We start from the raw sequence: 15,194 nt of genomic DNA on the forward strand, positions 1-15,194 counted from the left end.
GGGCAAGGCCCATAAGGCCCATCGTCTATGGTGACCGGGTGAAGATCGCGCTCATGGACTCCGGTATCGGACTGCTTCCGGCGGCCGCCGCGGTACGCCGCCTGCGGCCCGACGCCGATCTTGTCGTCTCCAACGACCCCGACGGAATGCCCTGGGGTCCGCGTACGCCCGAAGACCTCACCCGGCGCGCTCTCGCCGTGGCCGAAGCCGCGGCCGCCCACCACCCGCAGGCGCTGATCGTGGGCTGCAACACCGCCTCCGTGCACGCCCTGCCCGCGCTGCGTGCCCGCCTGGAACCCGAGATTCCCGTCATCGGCACCGTGCCCGCGATCAAGCCGGCCGCCGCGGGCGGCGGTCCGGTCGCGATCTGGGCCACGCCCGCCACCACCGGAAGCCCCTACCAGCGCGGTCTCATCGCGGACTTCGCCCAGGGCGTGCAGGTCACCGAGGTGCCCTGTCCCGGGCTCGCCGACGCCGTGGAGCAGGCCGACGAGGCGGCGATCGACCGGGCCGTCGCGGCCGCCGCCGCACTGACCCCGCCGGACGTAAGGGCCGTCGTCCTGGGCTGCACCCATTACGAACTGGTGGCGGAGCGTATTCGCGCCGCCGTACAGCAGCCGGACCTGCCGCCGCTCGTCCTGCACGGCAGCGCGGGCGCCGTCGCCGCCCAGGCACTGCGCCGCATCGGCGTCGCCCCCGACCCCGCGGCGGCACCCACCGGCCGGCTCACCGTGCTGCTCAGCGGCCGCGAAGGCACCCTGCCCGAGGCCGCCCTGAACTACGCCGAAGGCCGCCTGCTCGCCGCCGTCAGCCCGACCCGCTGAGCGCCCCTGGCGCACGAGGCACCTCCGTGCGCCCTACTGCTCACCCCTGAGCGGCCAATCCGCGTCCCTTCCATGGTCACGCTCCGCGATCTGCTGCCTTCGGAGCGGAACACGAGTAGTTTGTTGCGCATGAGGGACCACTCCCACCGTGAGCAGGGCACGGAGCCCCTGCCCGAGGTCTGGACCGGGCGCGCGACCAACCACTACCAGTGGCTGCTCGCGCTGATCGGCGCCGCCTGCATGGCGCTCGGCATCGAGCTCGCCGTCGACTCGCCCTGGACCTCGGGGCTCGCCCCCCTGCTCATGTCCGTGATCGGCTGCGTGGCCGCCGGACTGCTGATGCTCTTCGGCACGCTCGCCTTCGTTCATGTGGCGGTGCGCGTCGACAAGGAGTGCCTCGAGGTGCGGTGCGGCCACATGGGTCTGCCGCGCCGCCGCATCCCCCTCTCCCATGTGGTCGGCGCCGACTTCGCGCCCCGGGTCACGCCCCAGCAGTGGGGCGGCTGGGGGTATCGCTGGCGGCCCGAGAAGGGCACCGCCGTCGTTGTGCGCCGCGGTGAGGGCGTGGTCCTGAGCCTCGGGGACGGCCGCAAGTTCACGGTGACCGTCGACGACGCGGAAGCGGCCGTACGCGTCATCCGCGGCCGCCTCGGAATCCACGCCGCGGGCGCCGCCGAAGCCTGAGCCCGGCCGATCCTTCGGGCCCACCGCCACCGACGCGGCGAGGTCGGGAACGTACCGCCTCCGCATCCCCGGCCTGCGGGTCCCACTCGTCCCGCAGCGGGTGGGCCGTCGCGAGCCCCGCGAGGAGCCCGGCCCCGGCCGTGACCGGCGTGAAGCTGAGCGCGTTGCCGACCGAGGCCACGGCTGCCAGGGCGGTCAGCGCGGCGGCCGCCGTCAGCACGACCTGGGTGGAGCGGTGCGCCCGCCACAGCGCGTACAGCATCCAGCCGAACACCGCGCCCAGCAGCAGCGTCCCGACGATGCCCTGCTCCGCGGCCTGCTGCAGCAGCGCCGAGTGCGGGCTGACGTCCCCGGGCGTCGTGCTCATCGGCGCCTGGCTCAGCTCGCCGAATCTGCCCGGTCCCGTGCCGAAGACCGGATCGCTCTTGGCCAGGGCGAGCGCGTCCTGCCACTGCAGGACGCGCTGCTGGGTGAGCGGGCCCTCCAGCGCCGTCGCGAGCCCCTCCGGCAGAGCGGCTTCCGCGATCGCCCAGCACAGGCTCGTCACCAGCGCCGTCGCGCACGCGAGGCCCGCCAGACCGAGCGTGCGGTGCCGCATCCGGGCCGCCGCGAGCGAGCACAGCAGCACCCCGGCGCAGGCCACGAGCCCGGTCGTCGAACCGAGGGCCGCCGCGGTCGCCGCGATGCCGGCCGCGAGCAGCCGCAGCGCCAGCCGCGCGGCGGGCTGCTCGGTGGCCCAGGCGCCGCAGCAGGCCGCACCCGTGGCCAGGACGAGCAGTGCGGTGGCGGCGCCCGCGTGGCCCAGCGGAGCGGAGGCGGCAGCGCCGGGCACACCCCGCGAAGCGTCGGAGGCCACCGCGAGGCTCAGGCCCGCGAGCGCGGCGGCGGCGCACGCGGCGGCCGGTAACAGGGCCCCGCAGATACGGCCGCCCGCATACCCGGCCGCGACGGCGAGCACCGCGAGCAGCACCCCTTCGGGCCGCCCGTCCTGGGCCGCCGCGGTGATCAACGCCCATACGGCGCACGCCCCGAGCACGGCGACGCCCGCCCCGTCCGACACGTTGCGCCGCTCCCGCTTGCGCGCCCCCGGCGGAGCGGCAGCACTCGCCATCCCTTGGCCCCCCGTCGCCCCCGGAACATGACGGGCCCTGGACGCCGAAGGCCGGTGCGCAACCGGTGCGGGCGGGCAGGGACTGGGGCTCACCGTAGCCGCTGGAGTGGGGAGTTGGGCATGTGTTGCACAGGAACGGTTCGGCGGTGGACGGGCCGGCTGCGGGCGGCATCGGTATATCGGCATAACGGTTTGCCGTCATGTCGTCCCGCGTGGCCGACCACCGGACCGGGCTGACAGTGCCACGCCGTAAACTCCGCGAGGTGACAGCCACCATGACCTCGACGAACGAGCCGCAGCAGCCCGAGACCGGCGACCGCGGCAGCGCGCGGCTGCGCCGGCTGATCCCGGCTGCCGCGGCGGTGCTCGCCGGAGTGCTGCTGTACCTCAGCTTCCCGCCGCGCCCGCTGTGGTGGCTCGCGGTGCCCGCCCTGGCGCTGCTCGGCTGGGTCCTGCGGGGCCGTGCCGCCAAGGCCGGGTTCGGGCTCGGCTTCCTGTTCGGGCTCGGCTTTCTGGTGCCGCTGCTCGCGTGGACCGGTGAGGACGTCGGGCCGGTGCCGTGGCTGGCGCTCGCCGTGACGGAGGCCGTGTTCGTCGGTCTGACCTGTGTGGGCATCGCGCTGGTGACGCGGCTGCCGCTGTCGCCGCTCTGGCCGCTGTGGGCTTCGGGCGTGTGGATCGTGGGGGAGGCGGTGCGGGCGCGCTTCCCGTTCAGCGGGTTCCCCTGGGGCAAGGTCGCCTTCGGCCAGCCCGAGGGGGTGTTCCTGCCGCTCGCCGCGGTGGGCGGCACACCGCTGCTGAGCTTCGCCGTCGTTCTGTGCGGCTTCGGCCTGTGCGCCCTGGTGCTCCGGCTCGTCGAGGTGCGGCGGGTGCTCGAGCGGGGTGTCGCGGCGGCCGTCGCGCTGACCCTCGCCCCGGTCGCCGGCGCGCTGGCTGCGCTGTCGCTCATCCACACGGGGGCGGAGCAGGGCACGGCCACCGTCGCCGTGATCCAGGGCAATGTGCCGCGCATGGGCCTGGACTTCAACGCCCAGCGCCGCGCCGTCCTCGACTACCACGTACGCGAGACCAAGCGCCTGGCCAGGGAGATCATCGAAGGCAAGAAGAAGCAGCCCGACCTGGTGCTGTGGCCGGAGAACTCCTCCGACATCGACCCGTACGCCAACTACGACGCGCGCGAGGTCATCGACGAGGCGGCCAGGGCCATCAAGGCGCCCATCTCGGTCGGCGCGGTCGTCACCGCCAAGGACGGCACCCCGCGCAACCGGCAGATCCTCTGGGACCCCGAGACCGGGCCCGGCGCCGTGTACGACAAGCGGCATCTGCAGCCGTTCGGCGAGTACATGCCCTACCGCGGCTTCTTCCGGCTCTTCAGCAAGGACGTCGACCGCGCGGGACGCTTCGTACCCGGCGACTCCCCGCGCGTGTTCGAGATGGCGGGCACCGGGGTCGGACCGGTCACCTGCTACGAGGCCGCGTTCGACGACGTGGTGCGCGACCAGGTGAAGGCGGGCGCGCAGATCCTGTCCGTGCCGAGCAACAACGCGACGTTCGGCCGCAGCCAGATGACCTACCAGCAGCTCGCCATGGACCGGGTGCGTGCCGTCGAGCACGGCCGCGCCGTCATGGTGCCCGTCACCAGCGGCGTCAGCGCCGTGATCATGCCGGACGGGCGGATCGTGCAGGACACGAAGCTGTTCACGGCCGACAACCTCGTCGCCGAGGTGCCGCGCCGTACGTCGCTGACCTTGGCGACGCGCCTCGGGGTGCTGCCGGAGATCCTGCTCGTGGCGATCGGCGCCGTGGGACTCGGCTGGGTGGCGGCCCGCGCGGTGCGCGCCCGGCGGTCGAAGGACGCGGAGAAGCCGACGGGCACCGAGGAGCCGAAGGGCGTGCAGGGGCAGAAGGGCGTGTAACAGCGGTATGCGCGGGCCGAGATCGGCCGGCGGTTAGGGTCGGGGCATGGCTACTCCTGACTGGATTCGCGACGTCCGTGCCCTCGCCGGCCACCAACTCATGGTGATGCCGGGCGTGACCGCCATCGTCTTCGACGACGAGGGAAGAGTGCTCCTCGGCCGACGGTCCGACACCGGTCTGTGGGCCGTGATCGGCGGGATCCCGGACCCCGGGGAGCAGCCCGCCGCGTGCGCGGTGCGCGAGGTGTACGAGGAGACGGCCGTACGCTGCGTCGTCGAGCGGGTCGTCCTGGTGCAGGCACTCGAACCGATGCGGTACCCCAACGGCGACGCCTGCCAGTTCATGGACACCACGCTGCGCTGCCGTGCCGTGGGCGGCGAGGCCAAGGTCAACGACGACGAGTCGCTCGAGGTCGGCTGGTTCGCGGTGGACGCGCTGCCGGACATGGGGGAGTTCGCCCTGCTGCGGATCAAGCAGGCCATGGGGGACGGGCCGACGTGGTTCGAGCCCATGCCCTAGGGGCTGCCTCAGCCACGTGGAGCTTGCCGCTGTCCGAGGTTCCTTCCGGACAATGCCCCGACCAGCCCGGACAGTTGGAGGCTGTCCGGGACAGCCGGGATTCGTTGCGCCGTCCCGCTGATGGCCAGGAGCATCTGCGGTGCCTTGCCGGCACACCGTCGGCTCGGCACGGCACGGCTCGTGGCCTCCTAGCGGAAGAGGAAGATCAATGAACCGTCTCGCACGGCGCACCGCCATCGGCGCATCAAGTCTCGCTCTCCTCCTCGGCACACCGGTCGGCGCGGCTGTCGCCGCTCCGGGAGACGACGTATCGGTATCCGGCTGGAACGGAAAGTGCTACACCATCAGCCGCACCAGTACAGCCTTCACCGGCTGGTGCGACGGCAACGGACCGGAGCGCTACGGCACCTACGTGATCTGTTCCGGAGGGGAGTACCACAGCACTTACACCAGGTGGTACGGCGACCGCAGGGGCGTGTACGCCGGCTGCCCCAGCGGACAGAGGCGCGTAGCGGACGGCTACGACCGCTACTGATCCACAGTGCCCTGCCCCCTTTCTGGGGCAGGGCACTGTCGTTGGGCGCAGCCGCGTGGGCCGCGACCAATGTCCGGTGGGAGAAGAAGTTATCCACAGGGCCGGCGGCGATGTCGGCGAGGTCGGTCATTCTGGTGGGCATGTCCATCGATCACTCGCATTCGCCGACCGCCGTCAGCGCGGAGGCCCCCTTCCTCGAGCTGCTGGCCCGGGGCGCCGCCGCCGAGGCGTATGAGCAGCCGGTGCGGCTCGCGCAGGCCGGTGGGGAGTCGGCCGGGCGCATAGCGGCGCTGGAGAGCGCCAAGCTGCTTGCGCTGCGGGTACGTTCCGAGCTCGAGGGACGCCGGCGTCGCGAGGCGGAGCTGTCGGCGCTGTTCGAGACGGCGCACGATCTGGCCGGGCTGCGCGATCTGGACGCGGTGCTGCGGGCGATCGTGCAGCGGGCCCGCTCGCTGCTCGGCACTGATGTCGCCTATCTGAGCCTGAACGACCCGGCGGGCGGCGACACCTACATGCGGGTGACCGAGGGGTCGGTCGCGGCCCGCTTCCAGCAGCTGCGGCTCGGGATGGGGGAGGGGCTCGGCGGGCTGGTCGCGCAGACCGCCCGGCCCTATGTGACCGACGACTACTTCGAGGACGAGCGGTTCCGGCACACCAGGACCATCGACACGGCCGTACGCGACGAAGGCCTCGTGGCGATCCTCGGCGTGCCGCTCATGCTGGGGCCGCAGGTGATCGGCGTGCTGTTCGCCGCCGACCGCAGGGCCCGGGTCTTCGAGCGTGCGCAGATCGCGCTGCTCGGCTCGTTCGCCGCGCTCGCCGCGGCCGCGATCGACTCCGCGAACCTGCTCGCCGAGACCCGCTCGGCGCTCGCCGACCTGGAGCAGGCCAACGAGATCATCCGCGATCGCAGCGGCGTCATCGAGCGGGCCTCCGACGTGCACGACCGGCTGGCCCGTCTGGTGCTGCGCGGCGGCGGTGTGCAGGAGGTGGCGGCCGCCGTGTCCGAAGTCCTGGGCGGCACCGTGGAGTTCACCGAGCACGCGGACGCGCCGGCCGAGGCTCTGGAGACGTCCCGGACCGACGGGCACGCCGTGCCGCACGACGACGGCTGGCTGGCCGCGGTCGCCGCCGGCGGGGAGCTCCTGGGCGCGCTCATCCTGCGAGGCCACTCCGTCCTTGACCCGGTCGACCAGCGCACCCTGGAGCGTGCCGCGATGGTCACCTCCCTGCTGCTGCTCGCCCGGCGCTCCGCGGACGAGGCCGAACACCGGGTGCGGGGCGAGCTGTTGGACGATCTGCTGCAGTCCCGCGACCGCGACCCGCGGCTGCTGCGGGAGCGCGCGGCCCGGGTGGGCGCCGACCTCGACGCCACCCATGTGCTGCTCGCCGCCCGGGTCGACGACGCCGCCGAGGACGGTGAACAGGACGATGCCGTACGCCGCCGGCTCTGGTCCGCCGCCTCGCATCTGGCGGCCACCCGGCACGGCCTGGCCGCGGTCCGTGACGGCGGCGCCGCCCTGCTGCTGCCCCTGGCTGCAGGGGACACGGCAGCCGAGGTCGCGGCCCGTACGGCGGAGCAGTTGGGCACGGCCGTGTGCGAGGCGGTGACCGTCGGGGCCTCCGCACCCGTGCCGGGCCCGGCGGCCCGGTCCGGCCTGGTGGCGGGGGCGTACGACGAGGCGCGGCGTTGTCTGGATGTGCTGCGGCTCCTGGGGCGGGCCGGACAGGGCGCGGCTGCCGAGGACTTCGGGTTCCTCGGGCTGCTGCTCTCCGACGGGCGGGACGTCGCGGGGTTCGTGCGGCGCACGATCGGCGAGGTCGTCGCCTACGACCGGCGGCGCGGCACCGACCTCGTCCGCACCCTCGACGCGTACTTCGACTGCGGCATGAGCCCGGCACGTACCAAGGAGGCGCTGCATGTGCATGTGAACACGGTGGCGCAGCGCCTGGAGCGCATCGGGCATCTGCTGGGTGAGGACTGGACGTCGCCCGCTCGCGCGCTGGAGATACAACTCGCCCTGCGTCTGCACCGGTTGTCGACCGCTGTGGCCGGCTGACCCCTGTTGTCTTCCTGGCCGCTCCCGCCGCGACCGGCGTGAGGGCCGCCGCCCGCGATGACGTACCGCGCGAGGGGCGGGGACCTGTCATGGGTGACGAGCGGCGCGGTGGCGATCGGCGAGCGGGCAAGTCGCAATCCGGGGGCGGGCATTGACAGGGCCGAGGCCAGGGGCCGAAACTCGGCATGCGGCATGAATGAACTGAAGTTCACCAGGCGAACGGATGGCGGGATGTCGATTCCATGGACAAGGTGAGTCGGACCGCGGCCGAGGCGGTCGCCGACATCCCGGACGGGGCGTCGCTGGCCGTCGGAGGTTTCGGTCTCAGCGGTGTGCCCGCCGTGCTCGTCCAGGCCTTGCACACGCAGGGCGCGGGGCGCCTCCATGTGGTCTCCAACAACTGCGGCGTGGACGGCGCGGGCCTCGGCAATCTCCTCGCCGCAGGCCGGATCGCCCGCGTCACGGGGTCGTACATCGGCAACAACAAGGAGTTCGCGCGCCAGTACCTCGCCGGGGACGTCGAGGTCGAGCTCGTCCCGCAGGGCACCCTCGCCGAGCGGCTGCGGGCCGGTGGCTGCGGCATCCCCGCCTTCTTCACCCCGGCCGGCGTCGGCACCCAGGTCGCCGAGGGCGGCATGCCCTGGCGCTACGCCCCCGACGGGAGCGTCGCCGTGGCCTCACCGGCAAAGGAGGTCCGCGATTTCGACGGACTGCCCCATGTGCTCGAGCGCGGCATCACCACCGACTACGCCCTGGTCCGGGCGGCGCGCGGGGACCGGGACGGCAACCTCGTCTTCCGCCGCTCGGCACGCAACTTCAACCCCTTGGCGGCCATGGCGGGACGGATCACGATCGCCGAGGTCGAGGAGCTGGTCGAGCCCGGCGAGCTGGACCCGGACGAGGTGCATCTGCCCGGCGTGTTCGTCCAGCGGGTGCTGCCGCTCACACCGACACAGGCCGCCGACAAGGGCGTTGAGAACAGGACGGTACGCGCCTGATGAGCTGGTCACGAGAGGAGATGGCGGCCCGCGCGGCCGCCGAGCTCAGGGACGGCACGTACGTCAACCTCGGCATCGGACTGCCCACCCTGGTCCCCGGCTTCCTGCCGCCCGGCGTCGACGTGGTGCTGCACTCGGAGAACGGGATCCTGGGCACCGGCCCCTACCCTCACGAGCACGAGGTCGATCCCGACCTGATCAACGCGGGCAAGGAGACCGTGACGGTCCTGCCCGGCGCCTCCTTCTTCGACTCCGCCCTGTCCTTCGGCATGATCCGCGGCGGGCACATCGACACCGCGATCCTCGGCGCCATGCAGGTCTCCGCCCGCGGCGACCTCGCCAACTGGGCCGTCCCCGGCCGGTTGGTCAAGGGCATGGGCGGCGCGATGGACCTGGTGCACGGCGCCCGCACGGTCCTCGTCCTGATGGAACACGTCACCAAGGGCGGCGCACCCAAACTCGTCGAGGAATGCACCCTGCCGCTCACCGGCCGGGCCTGTGTGCACCGCATCATCACCGACCTCGCCGTCCTGGACGTCGGCGACGACGGCCTCATCCTGGTCGAGACCGCCCCGGGCGTCACGGCCGACGAGGTCCTGGCCAAGACCGCCGCGACCGTACGCACACCCGAGGAGGCGCGATGACCGGCGAGGCTCCGCGTGCCGGAAAGGCGAGCACATGACGACCGAACCCCTCACGCAGCCCCAGCCCCTCACCCAGGAGCGGATCAGCGCGGAGATGGCGGCAGGTCAGGAACGTACCGCCAAAGCCGTCGCCGACGGCGTCCCCGCCCCGCGGCACCCGCACCGCGACTACCCGCCCTACCGCAGCAGCGTGCTGCGCCACCCGAAGCAGCCGCTCGTCGCGCTCGACGACCCGGAGGCCGCCGAGCTGCACGGTCCGGTCTTCGGCGTCACCGACGTCACCGAGCTGGACAGCGATCTGACCCGGCAGCACGCGGGGGAGCCGCTGGGGGAGCGGATCACCGTCACCGGGCGGGTGCTCGACCGCAGCGGGCGACCGGTGCGCGGTCAGCTGGTGGAGCTGTGGCAGGCCAACGCCTCGGGCCGGTACGCCCATCAGCGCGACCAGCATCCGGCGCCGCTCGACCCCAACTTCACCGGTGTCGGGCGCTGCCTGACGGATGATCAGGGCCGGTACCGGTTCACCACCGTCAAGCCCGGCGCGTATCCCTGGCGCAACCACACCAACGCCTGGCGCCCGGCCCACATCCACTTCTCCTTCTTCGGTGCGGCCTTCACCCAGCGCCTGATCACCCAGATGTACTTCCCCGGCGACCCGCTCTTCCCGTACGACCCGATCCTGCAGTCGGTCACCGACCGGGCGGCCCGGGATCGCCTGGTCGGCGCGTACGACCATGAACTGTCCGTGCCCGAATGGTCGTTGGGCTACCGCTGGGACGTCGTCCTGGACGGCCCCGCCGCCACCTGGACCGAGCCGCAGGAGGGCGAGCACTGATGCCGACGACACCTGCGGGTACGCCGCTGCCGCCCACCCCGTCGCAGACCGTCGGACCTTTCTACGGGTACGCCCTGCCCTTCCCGGGCGGCGGCGACATCGCTCCGGCCGGACATCGGGCGACCGTCACGCTTCATGGATACGTCCACGACGGTGCGGGGGCGCCGGTCCCGGACGCGCTCCTTGAGTTCTGGCAGGCCGCGCCCGACGCGTCCCTGGCGGGGCGTCCCGGATCGATGCGCCGCGACCCCGTCACCGGCGGTTTCCTGGGCCGCAGCGGTGTGGACTTCACCGGGTTCGGGCGCGTGGCCACCGACGCCGACGGGCACTGGACGCTGCGCACCCTGGTGCCGCCCGTCGCGGCCCCGTACATATCGGTGTGTGTCTTCGCCCGCGGGCTCACCCACCACCTGTACACCCGCGCCTACTTCACCGAGCCGGGCCCGGGCGATCCGCTCGCCGCCCTGCCGGCGGAGCGGCGCGCCACGCTGCTCGTGCGGGCGGAGGCCGAGCGGACCCATCGCTTCGACCTGCATCTGCAGGGCGAGAAGGAGACGGTCTTCCTTGAATTCCCCCTTCCCCGCTTCCCGCTTCCCCGCTGAGCCGTCGGCGCCCGACGCGGGCCTGCTCGCTCCGGTGTGGGCGGGCAGTCCCGGTGCGGCCGTCACCAGTGATGTCGCCTTTCTGCAGGCGATGCTGGACGCCGAGGCCGCGCTGGCCCGCGCCCAGGGCGCGCTCGGGCTGATCCCCGCCCGCGCCGCCGAAGTGATCACGGCTGCCGCGCGGGCCGAGGCGTACGACGTCACCTCGCTGGCGGTGCGCGCGCGGGCCGGCGGCAACCCGGTCATTCCGCTGGTCGCCGACCTGACCGAGGCCGTCGCGGCCGTGGACGCGGAGGCGGCCGAGTATGTGCACCGCGGCGCGACCAGCCAGGACATCATGGACAGCGCGGTCATGCTGGTCGCCGCCCGGACCCTCGATCCGCTGCTCGCCGACCTCTGCGGCCTCACGTCCCTGCTGGCCCAACTCGCCTTGGCGCACCGCGACACGGTGATGGCCGGGCGTACCCTCACCCAGCACGCGGTGCCCACCACCTTCGGGCTCAAGGCGGCGGGCTGGCGTGCGCTGGTGCTCGACGCGCACGACCGGCTGGCCCAGGTGCGGGCCGGGTTGCCCGCGCAGCTCGGGGGCGCGGCCGGCACGCTCGCCGCTCTGCACGGCCGGGACTCCGATGCGGCACTGGACCTGATGGATTGCTACGCCCGGGAGTTGGGCCTATCCGCGCCCGAACTTCCGTGGCACGTCCTGCGTACGCCCGTCGCCGAACTCGGCTCGTCGCTCGCCCTGTGCACGGGCGCGCTGGGCAAGGTTGCCGCGGATGTCCTGGTGCTGTCCCGTACGGAGATCGGCGAGGTCGGTGAGGGCGGCGGTGGCGGCTCCTCGGCGATGCCGCACAAGAGCAATCCGGTGCGGGCCACGCTCATCGCGTCCGCCGCCCGTCAAGTGCCGTCGCTCGCCGCTGTGTTGTACGGCTCGATGGTCGCCGAGGATGAGCGGCCTGCCGGGGCCTGGCATGCCGAGTGGGGGCCGCTGCGGGAGGCGTTGCGGTTGACCGCGGGGGCTGCGCGGCAGGCGGTGGAGCTTGTCGCTGCCCTGGTCGTGCGGCCCGAACGGATGGGGGCCAACCTCGCGTTGAGCGGTGGGCTGGTGGTTTCGGAGCGGGTGGCTGCGGAACTCGCGCCGCGTCTGGGGAGGTCCCGGGCCCGGCAGCTGCTTGCCGACGCGGGTCGGCGGGCCGTGGCCGAGGGGGTCGGTCTGGGGGAGGTTCTCGGGTGCCACCCGGAGGTGTCGGGGGTGTTGGCGCCGGAACGGCTGAGTGGGCTGCTCGACCCGAGCGGCTACGTGGGTGCGGCTGCGGCTTTGACGGAGCGGGCGTTGCGGCGCAAGCCGATGGGGGTGGCGGCCGTGCCGGGTGGGGGCAAGGACGAGTCCCCGCCCCGCCCCTTCCCTTGATCCTGTGAAGTTTTCCGCCCTTCGGGCGGTGTCCTCGAACGCCGGACGGGCTGTAGAAACAGGAGCTTTGATGACCTCAAGTACCCACCTGCACGCCAGAGTTGACGGCCAGGACGGCGCGCCCGCCCTCCTGCTCGGCCCCTCGCTGGGCACCTCCCTGGCCGTCTGGGACGCGCAGGTGCCCGCGCTCGCCCGGCACCATCGCGTCGTGCGCTGGGACCTGCCCGGTCACGGCGGGTCCCCGGCCGGGCTCGTGGCGGCCGGAGCCACCGTGGCCGACCTGGGCCGGTCGGTCCTCGGCCGCGCGGACGCACTGGGCATCGGGCGTTTCGCGTATGCCGGGATCTCGCTCGGTGGTGCGGTCGGCGCCTGGCTGGCCGTGCATCACCCCGACCGGGTCGCCTCACTCGCGCTGGTCTGCTCCTCCGCCTCCTTCGGGCCGCCGGGGCCCTGGCGCGAACGGGCCGCCCAGGTCCGTGCGGAGGGTATGACACAGGTGGCGGCGCACGCCCAACAGCGCTGGTTCACCCAACGGTTCACGCCGTCCGCCGCCTCGGCCGACGTGCTCGACGACATCCGCAAGGCCGATCCCGCCGCCTACGCCGCCTGCTGCGACGCCCTCGCCGCCTACGACCTGCGCGGCGAACTGGACCGCATCGCCGCCCCCACCCTCGTGATCGCCGGACGCGACGACGTCGCCACCCCGCCCGCGCACGCCCGTGAACTCGCCGACGGCATCCCCGACGCCACCCTCGTCGAGCTGCCACGGGCCGGCCATCTCGCGCCGGTGGAGGTGCCACAGGCCGTACTGGGCGCGCTCCAGGCGCACTTCACGCCCGCCCACGCCTCGTACGAGACGTGGGAAACGTATAGAACGGGAATGGCGGTACGCCGCGCCGTCCTCGGTGACGGTCACGTGGACCGCGCCGTCGCCCGCACGACCCCGCTCACCGCCGCCTTCCAGGACCTCATCACCCGGTACGCCTGGGGTGAGATCTGGACCCGGCCGGGTCTCGACCACCGCACCCGTAGCTGCATCACCCTCACCGCGCTCGTCGCCGGTGGCCATCAGGAGGAGTTGGCGATGCACATTCGTGCCGCCGTACGCAATGGTCTGACGCCCGACGAGATCGGCGAGGTGCTGCTGCAGAGTGCCGTCTACTGCGGCGTCCCCGCCGCCAACGCCGCTTTCGCCGTCGCCCAACGCGTCCTGGAGCAGCCCGAGGGCCCCACCGAAGGAGACCGCTGATGCCTCGCCACACCACCGTCGCCATCATCGGCGGCGGCCCCGCCGGACTGCTGCTCGCCCGCCTGCTGCACACCGCCGGCATCGACAGCGTCGTACTGGAAAGCCGCGACCGCACCTACGTCGAACAGCGCCAGCGCGCCGGAATCCTGGAGCAGGCCACCGTCGACGCGCTGCGCGCTTGCGGCGCCGCCGCCCGCCTCGACCGAGAGGGCCTCGTCCACCAGGGCATCGAGCTCCGCTTCGCGGGTCGGAGCCATCGCATCGACTTCCCCTCCCTGACCGGTGGCCGCACCGTGACCGTCTACGCCCAGACCGAGGTGGTCAAGGACCTGATCGCCCTGCAACTCGCCGAGGGCGGACCGCTGTTGTTCGAGGCCCAGGCGCACGAGGTGGCAGGCGCCGACACCGAACGGCCCGAGGTCCGCTACACCCACGAGGGCCGTAAGCAGACCCTCACCTGCGACTACGTCGTCGGCTGCGACGGCTTCCACGGCATCGCCCGCGCCGCCGTGCCGGAGCAGGTGCGGCGTACGTACGAACGCACCTACCCCTACTCCTGGCTCGGCATCCTCGCCGAAGTTCCCGCCTCCTGCGACGAGTTGATCTACGCCCACTCGCCGCGCGGCTTCGCCCTGCACTCCCTGCGCAGCCCGAGCGTCAGCCGCCTCTACCTCCAGGTGCCGAACGGCACGGACCCCGGCGACTGGCCCGACGACCGCATCTGGGACGAGCTCGACGCCCGCTTCGCCATCGACGGCGACTGGCGCCTGGAGCGGGGCCCGATCACGGCCAAGGCGGTGCTGCCCATGCGCAGCTTCGTCACCGAACCCATGCGGTACGGACGGCTCTTCCTGGCCGGCGACGCCGCGCACATCGTGCCGCCCACCGGCGCCAAGGGCCTCAACCTCGCCGCCACCGACGCGGTCGTCCTGGCCCGTGCCTTCGCCCACCTCAAGGCCACCGGCTCCGCCGACCTGCTCGACGCCTACTCCGACACCTGCCTGCGTCGGCTGTGGCGGGCCGAGCACTTCTCGTACTTCATGACCTCGGTCCTGCACACCGACCCGGCACAGAGCCCGTTCGACACCCGGCTGCAGCTCGCCCAGCTGCAGCGGATAGCCGGCTCGCGGCATGCGGCCGCCGAACTGGCCGAGAACTACACGGGGTTGCCCATGGAGGGGTCCGTGCCGCCGTCGTTTCCGTCAGCGCGTTGAGTCCGGTGCGGGCGCACGACCCCACGGTGTCTCCAGTGCGGCCCGCAGCGCGTCGACCGGCTCCCGGCCGATCCGGCGGGCGAGCTCGTCCTCCAGTTGCTCCAGGATGAGTTCGGCCGCACGGTGGGCGCGCTGCCCTTCCGGTGTGCGCCGGATCAGCCGTTGGCGGGCCGAGGAGGGGTCCGGGATCTGCTCGAGGAGCCCGGCCGCGACCAGGCCGTGCACCGCTTGGTGGGCGGTCTGCCGGGTGACGGCCATGCGGCGGGCCAGCTCGGACACCGTGGTGCCCGCGTCGTCGAGGACGGCGAAGAGCTGCACCTGCGTCGGCGAGACCGGGGTGGCCCCGGCCGCCTCCAGGGCCGAGAGCAGCCCGTCCTCGAACCAGCGGCGGGCCTCGCCGAGCAGTTGGGGGAGGCTGCGGCGGGTGGATTCGGACTGCATCGGTTCCTCACGAGGGCGGGGAGGGCTGGAGGCGGGAGGGCTGGAGGGGGAGTGGAGCGGGAGCGCGGCGGGAGTGCCGGTCCCGGGGGCGGCGGTTGCGTAGCCGCAATCTCTCATGTCAGGCTACCTGACATTCTCGGCGGAGGCCGA

At 73.0% G+C, this 15,194-nt stretch carries 15 protein-coding genes; 13 read left to right on the top strand and 2 right to left on the bottom strand.

Going from position 1 to position 15,194, the window contains the following annotated elements:
* Positions 1 to 38 precede the first annotated feature (38 nt).
* Together OG430_RS45270 and OG430_RS45275 are read left to right on the top strand one after the other, a co-directional pair.
* Positions 39 to 824 carry a glutamate racemase gene (locus OG430_RS45270; RefSeq protein WP_327358531.1) on the top strand — a complete coding sequence of 262 codons (786 nt, stop codon included), beginning with the start codon at positions 39 to 41 and terminating at the stop codon, positions 822 to 824.
* A 129-nt stretch (positions 825 to 953) separates the two neighbouring features.
* Positions 954 to 1,508 (top strand): hypothetical protein, encoded by a 555-nt coding sequence (locus tag OG430_RS45275; protein WP_327358532.1) that lies wholly within the window; start codon positions 954 to 956, stop codon positions 1,506 to 1,508.
* Here the strand turns inward: OG430_RS45275 and OG430_RS45280 are convergent.
* Positions 1,459 to 2,619 carry an O-antigen ligase family protein gene (locus tag OG430_RS45280; protein WP_327358533.1) on the bottom strand — a complete coding sequence of 387 codons (1,161 nt, stop codon included), beginning with the start codon at positions 2,617 to 2,619 and terminating at the stop codon, positions 1,459 to 1,461. The two genes, OG430_RS45275 and OG430_RS45280, sit on opposite strands and share 50 nt — an antisense overlap.
* Before the next feature lie 263 nt (positions 2,620 to 2,882).
* On the opposite strand from OG430_RS45280, the gene lnt reads away from it, so the two are divergent.
* The 11 genes from lnt (at position 2,883) to OG430_RS45335 (ending at position 14,603) form a co-directional block, all read left to right on the top strand.
* Positions 2,883 to 4,535: an apolipoprotein N-acyltransferase gene (lnt, locus tag OG430_RS45285; RefSeq protein ID WP_442816669.1), complete on the top strand. Its 1,653-nt coding sequence runs from the start codon at positions 2,883 to 2,885 to the stop codon at positions 4,533 to 4,535.
* A gap of 46 nt (positions 4,536 to 4,581) precedes the next feature.
* Positions 4,582 to 5,055: an NUDIX hydrolase gene (locus tag OG430_RS45290; RefSeq protein WP_327358534.1), complete on the top strand. Its 474-nt coding sequence runs from the start codon at positions 4,582 to 4,584 to the stop codon at positions 5,053 to 5,055.
* A gap of 208 nt (positions 5,056 to 5,263) precedes the next feature.
* Positions 5,264 to 5,590 carry a hypothetical protein gene (locus OG430_RS45295; RefSeq protein ID WP_327358535.1) on the top strand — a complete coding sequence of 109 codons (327 nt, stop codon included), beginning with the start codon at positions 5,264 to 5,266 and terminating at the stop codon, positions 5,588 to 5,590.
* A gap of 140 nt (positions 5,591 to 5,730) precedes the next feature.
* Complete coding sequence (locus OG430_RS45300; protein WP_327358536.1) at positions 5,731 to 7,650, top strand: helix-turn-helix domain-containing protein; 1,920 nt, start codon at positions 5,731 to 5,733, stop codon at positions 7,648 to 7,650.
* Positions 7,651 to 7,892: 242 nt separating this feature from the next.
* Positions 7,893 to 8,648: a CoA transferase subunit A gene (locus tag OG430_RS45305; protein ID WP_327358537.1), complete on the top strand. Its 756-nt coding sequence runs from the start codon at positions 7,893 to 7,895 to the stop codon at positions 8,646 to 8,648.
* Positions 8,648 to 9,292, top strand: coding sequence for a 3-oxoacid CoA-transferase subunit B (locus OG430_RS45310; RefSeq protein ID WP_327358538.1), 645 nt, complete (start codon positions 8,648 to 8,650; stop codon positions 9,290 to 9,292). Before OG430_RS45305 ends, OG430_RS45310 begins: the two co-directional genes overlap by 1 nt.
* A gap of 34 nt (positions 9,293 to 9,326) precedes the next feature.
* Complete coding sequence (gene pcaH / locus OG430_RS45315) at positions 9,327 to 10,127, top strand: protocatechuate 3,4-dioxygenase subunit beta (RefSeq protein WP_327358539.1); 801 nt, start codon at positions 9,327 to 9,329, stop codon at positions 10,125 to 10,127.
* Positions 10,127 to 10,729 (top strand): protocatechuate 3,4-dioxygenase subunit alpha, encoded by a 603-nt coding sequence (pcaG, locus tag OG430_RS45320; RefSeq protein WP_327358540.1) that lies wholly within the window; start codon positions 10,127 to 10,129, stop codon positions 10,727 to 10,729. Before pcaH ends, pcaG begins: the two co-directional genes overlap by 1 nt.
* Entirely contained in the window at positions 10,692 to 12,140 is a 1,449-nt protein-coding gene (gene pcaB / locus OG430_RS45325; protein WP_327358541.1) for a 3-carboxy-cis,cis-muconate cycloisomerase, read from the top strand. The genes pcaG and pcaB overlap by 38 nt, the downstream gene beginning before the upstream one ends.
* 70 nt (positions 12,141 to 12,210) lie before the next feature.
* On the top strand, positions 12,211 to 13,389 hold the full coding sequence (gene pcaDC / locus OG430_RS45330; protein ID WP_327358542.1) for a bifunctional 3-oxoadipate enol-lactonase/4-carboxymuconolactone decarboxylase PcaDC: 1,179 nt from the start codon (positions 12,211 to 12,213) through the stop codon (positions 13,387 to 13,389).
* On the top strand, positions 13,389 to 14,603 hold the full coding sequence (locus tag OG430_RS45335; RefSeq protein ID WP_327358543.1) for a 4-hydroxybenzoate 3-monooxygenase: 1,215 nt from the start codon (positions 13,389 to 13,391) through the stop codon (positions 14,601 to 14,603). The genes pcaDC and OG430_RS45335 overlap by 1 nt, the downstream gene beginning before the upstream one ends.
* Here OG430_RS45335 and OG430_RS45340 read toward each other — a convergent pair.
* Positions 14,592 to 15,044 carry a MarR family winged helix-turn-helix transcriptional regulator gene (locus OG430_RS45340; protein WP_327358544.1) on the bottom strand — a complete coding sequence of 151 codons (453 nt, stop codon included), beginning with the start codon at positions 15,042 to 15,044 and terminating at the stop codon, positions 14,592 to 14,594. The genes OG430_RS45335 and OG430_RS45340 overlap by 12 nt on opposite strands.
* Between the last annotated feature and the right edge of the window lie 150 nt (positions 15,045 to 15,194).

It is taken from the genome of Streptomyces sp. NBC_01304 (assembly GCF_035975855.1).
Classification (GTDB): Bacteria; Actinomycetota; Actinomycetes; order Streptomycetales; family Streptomycetaceae; genus Streptomyces.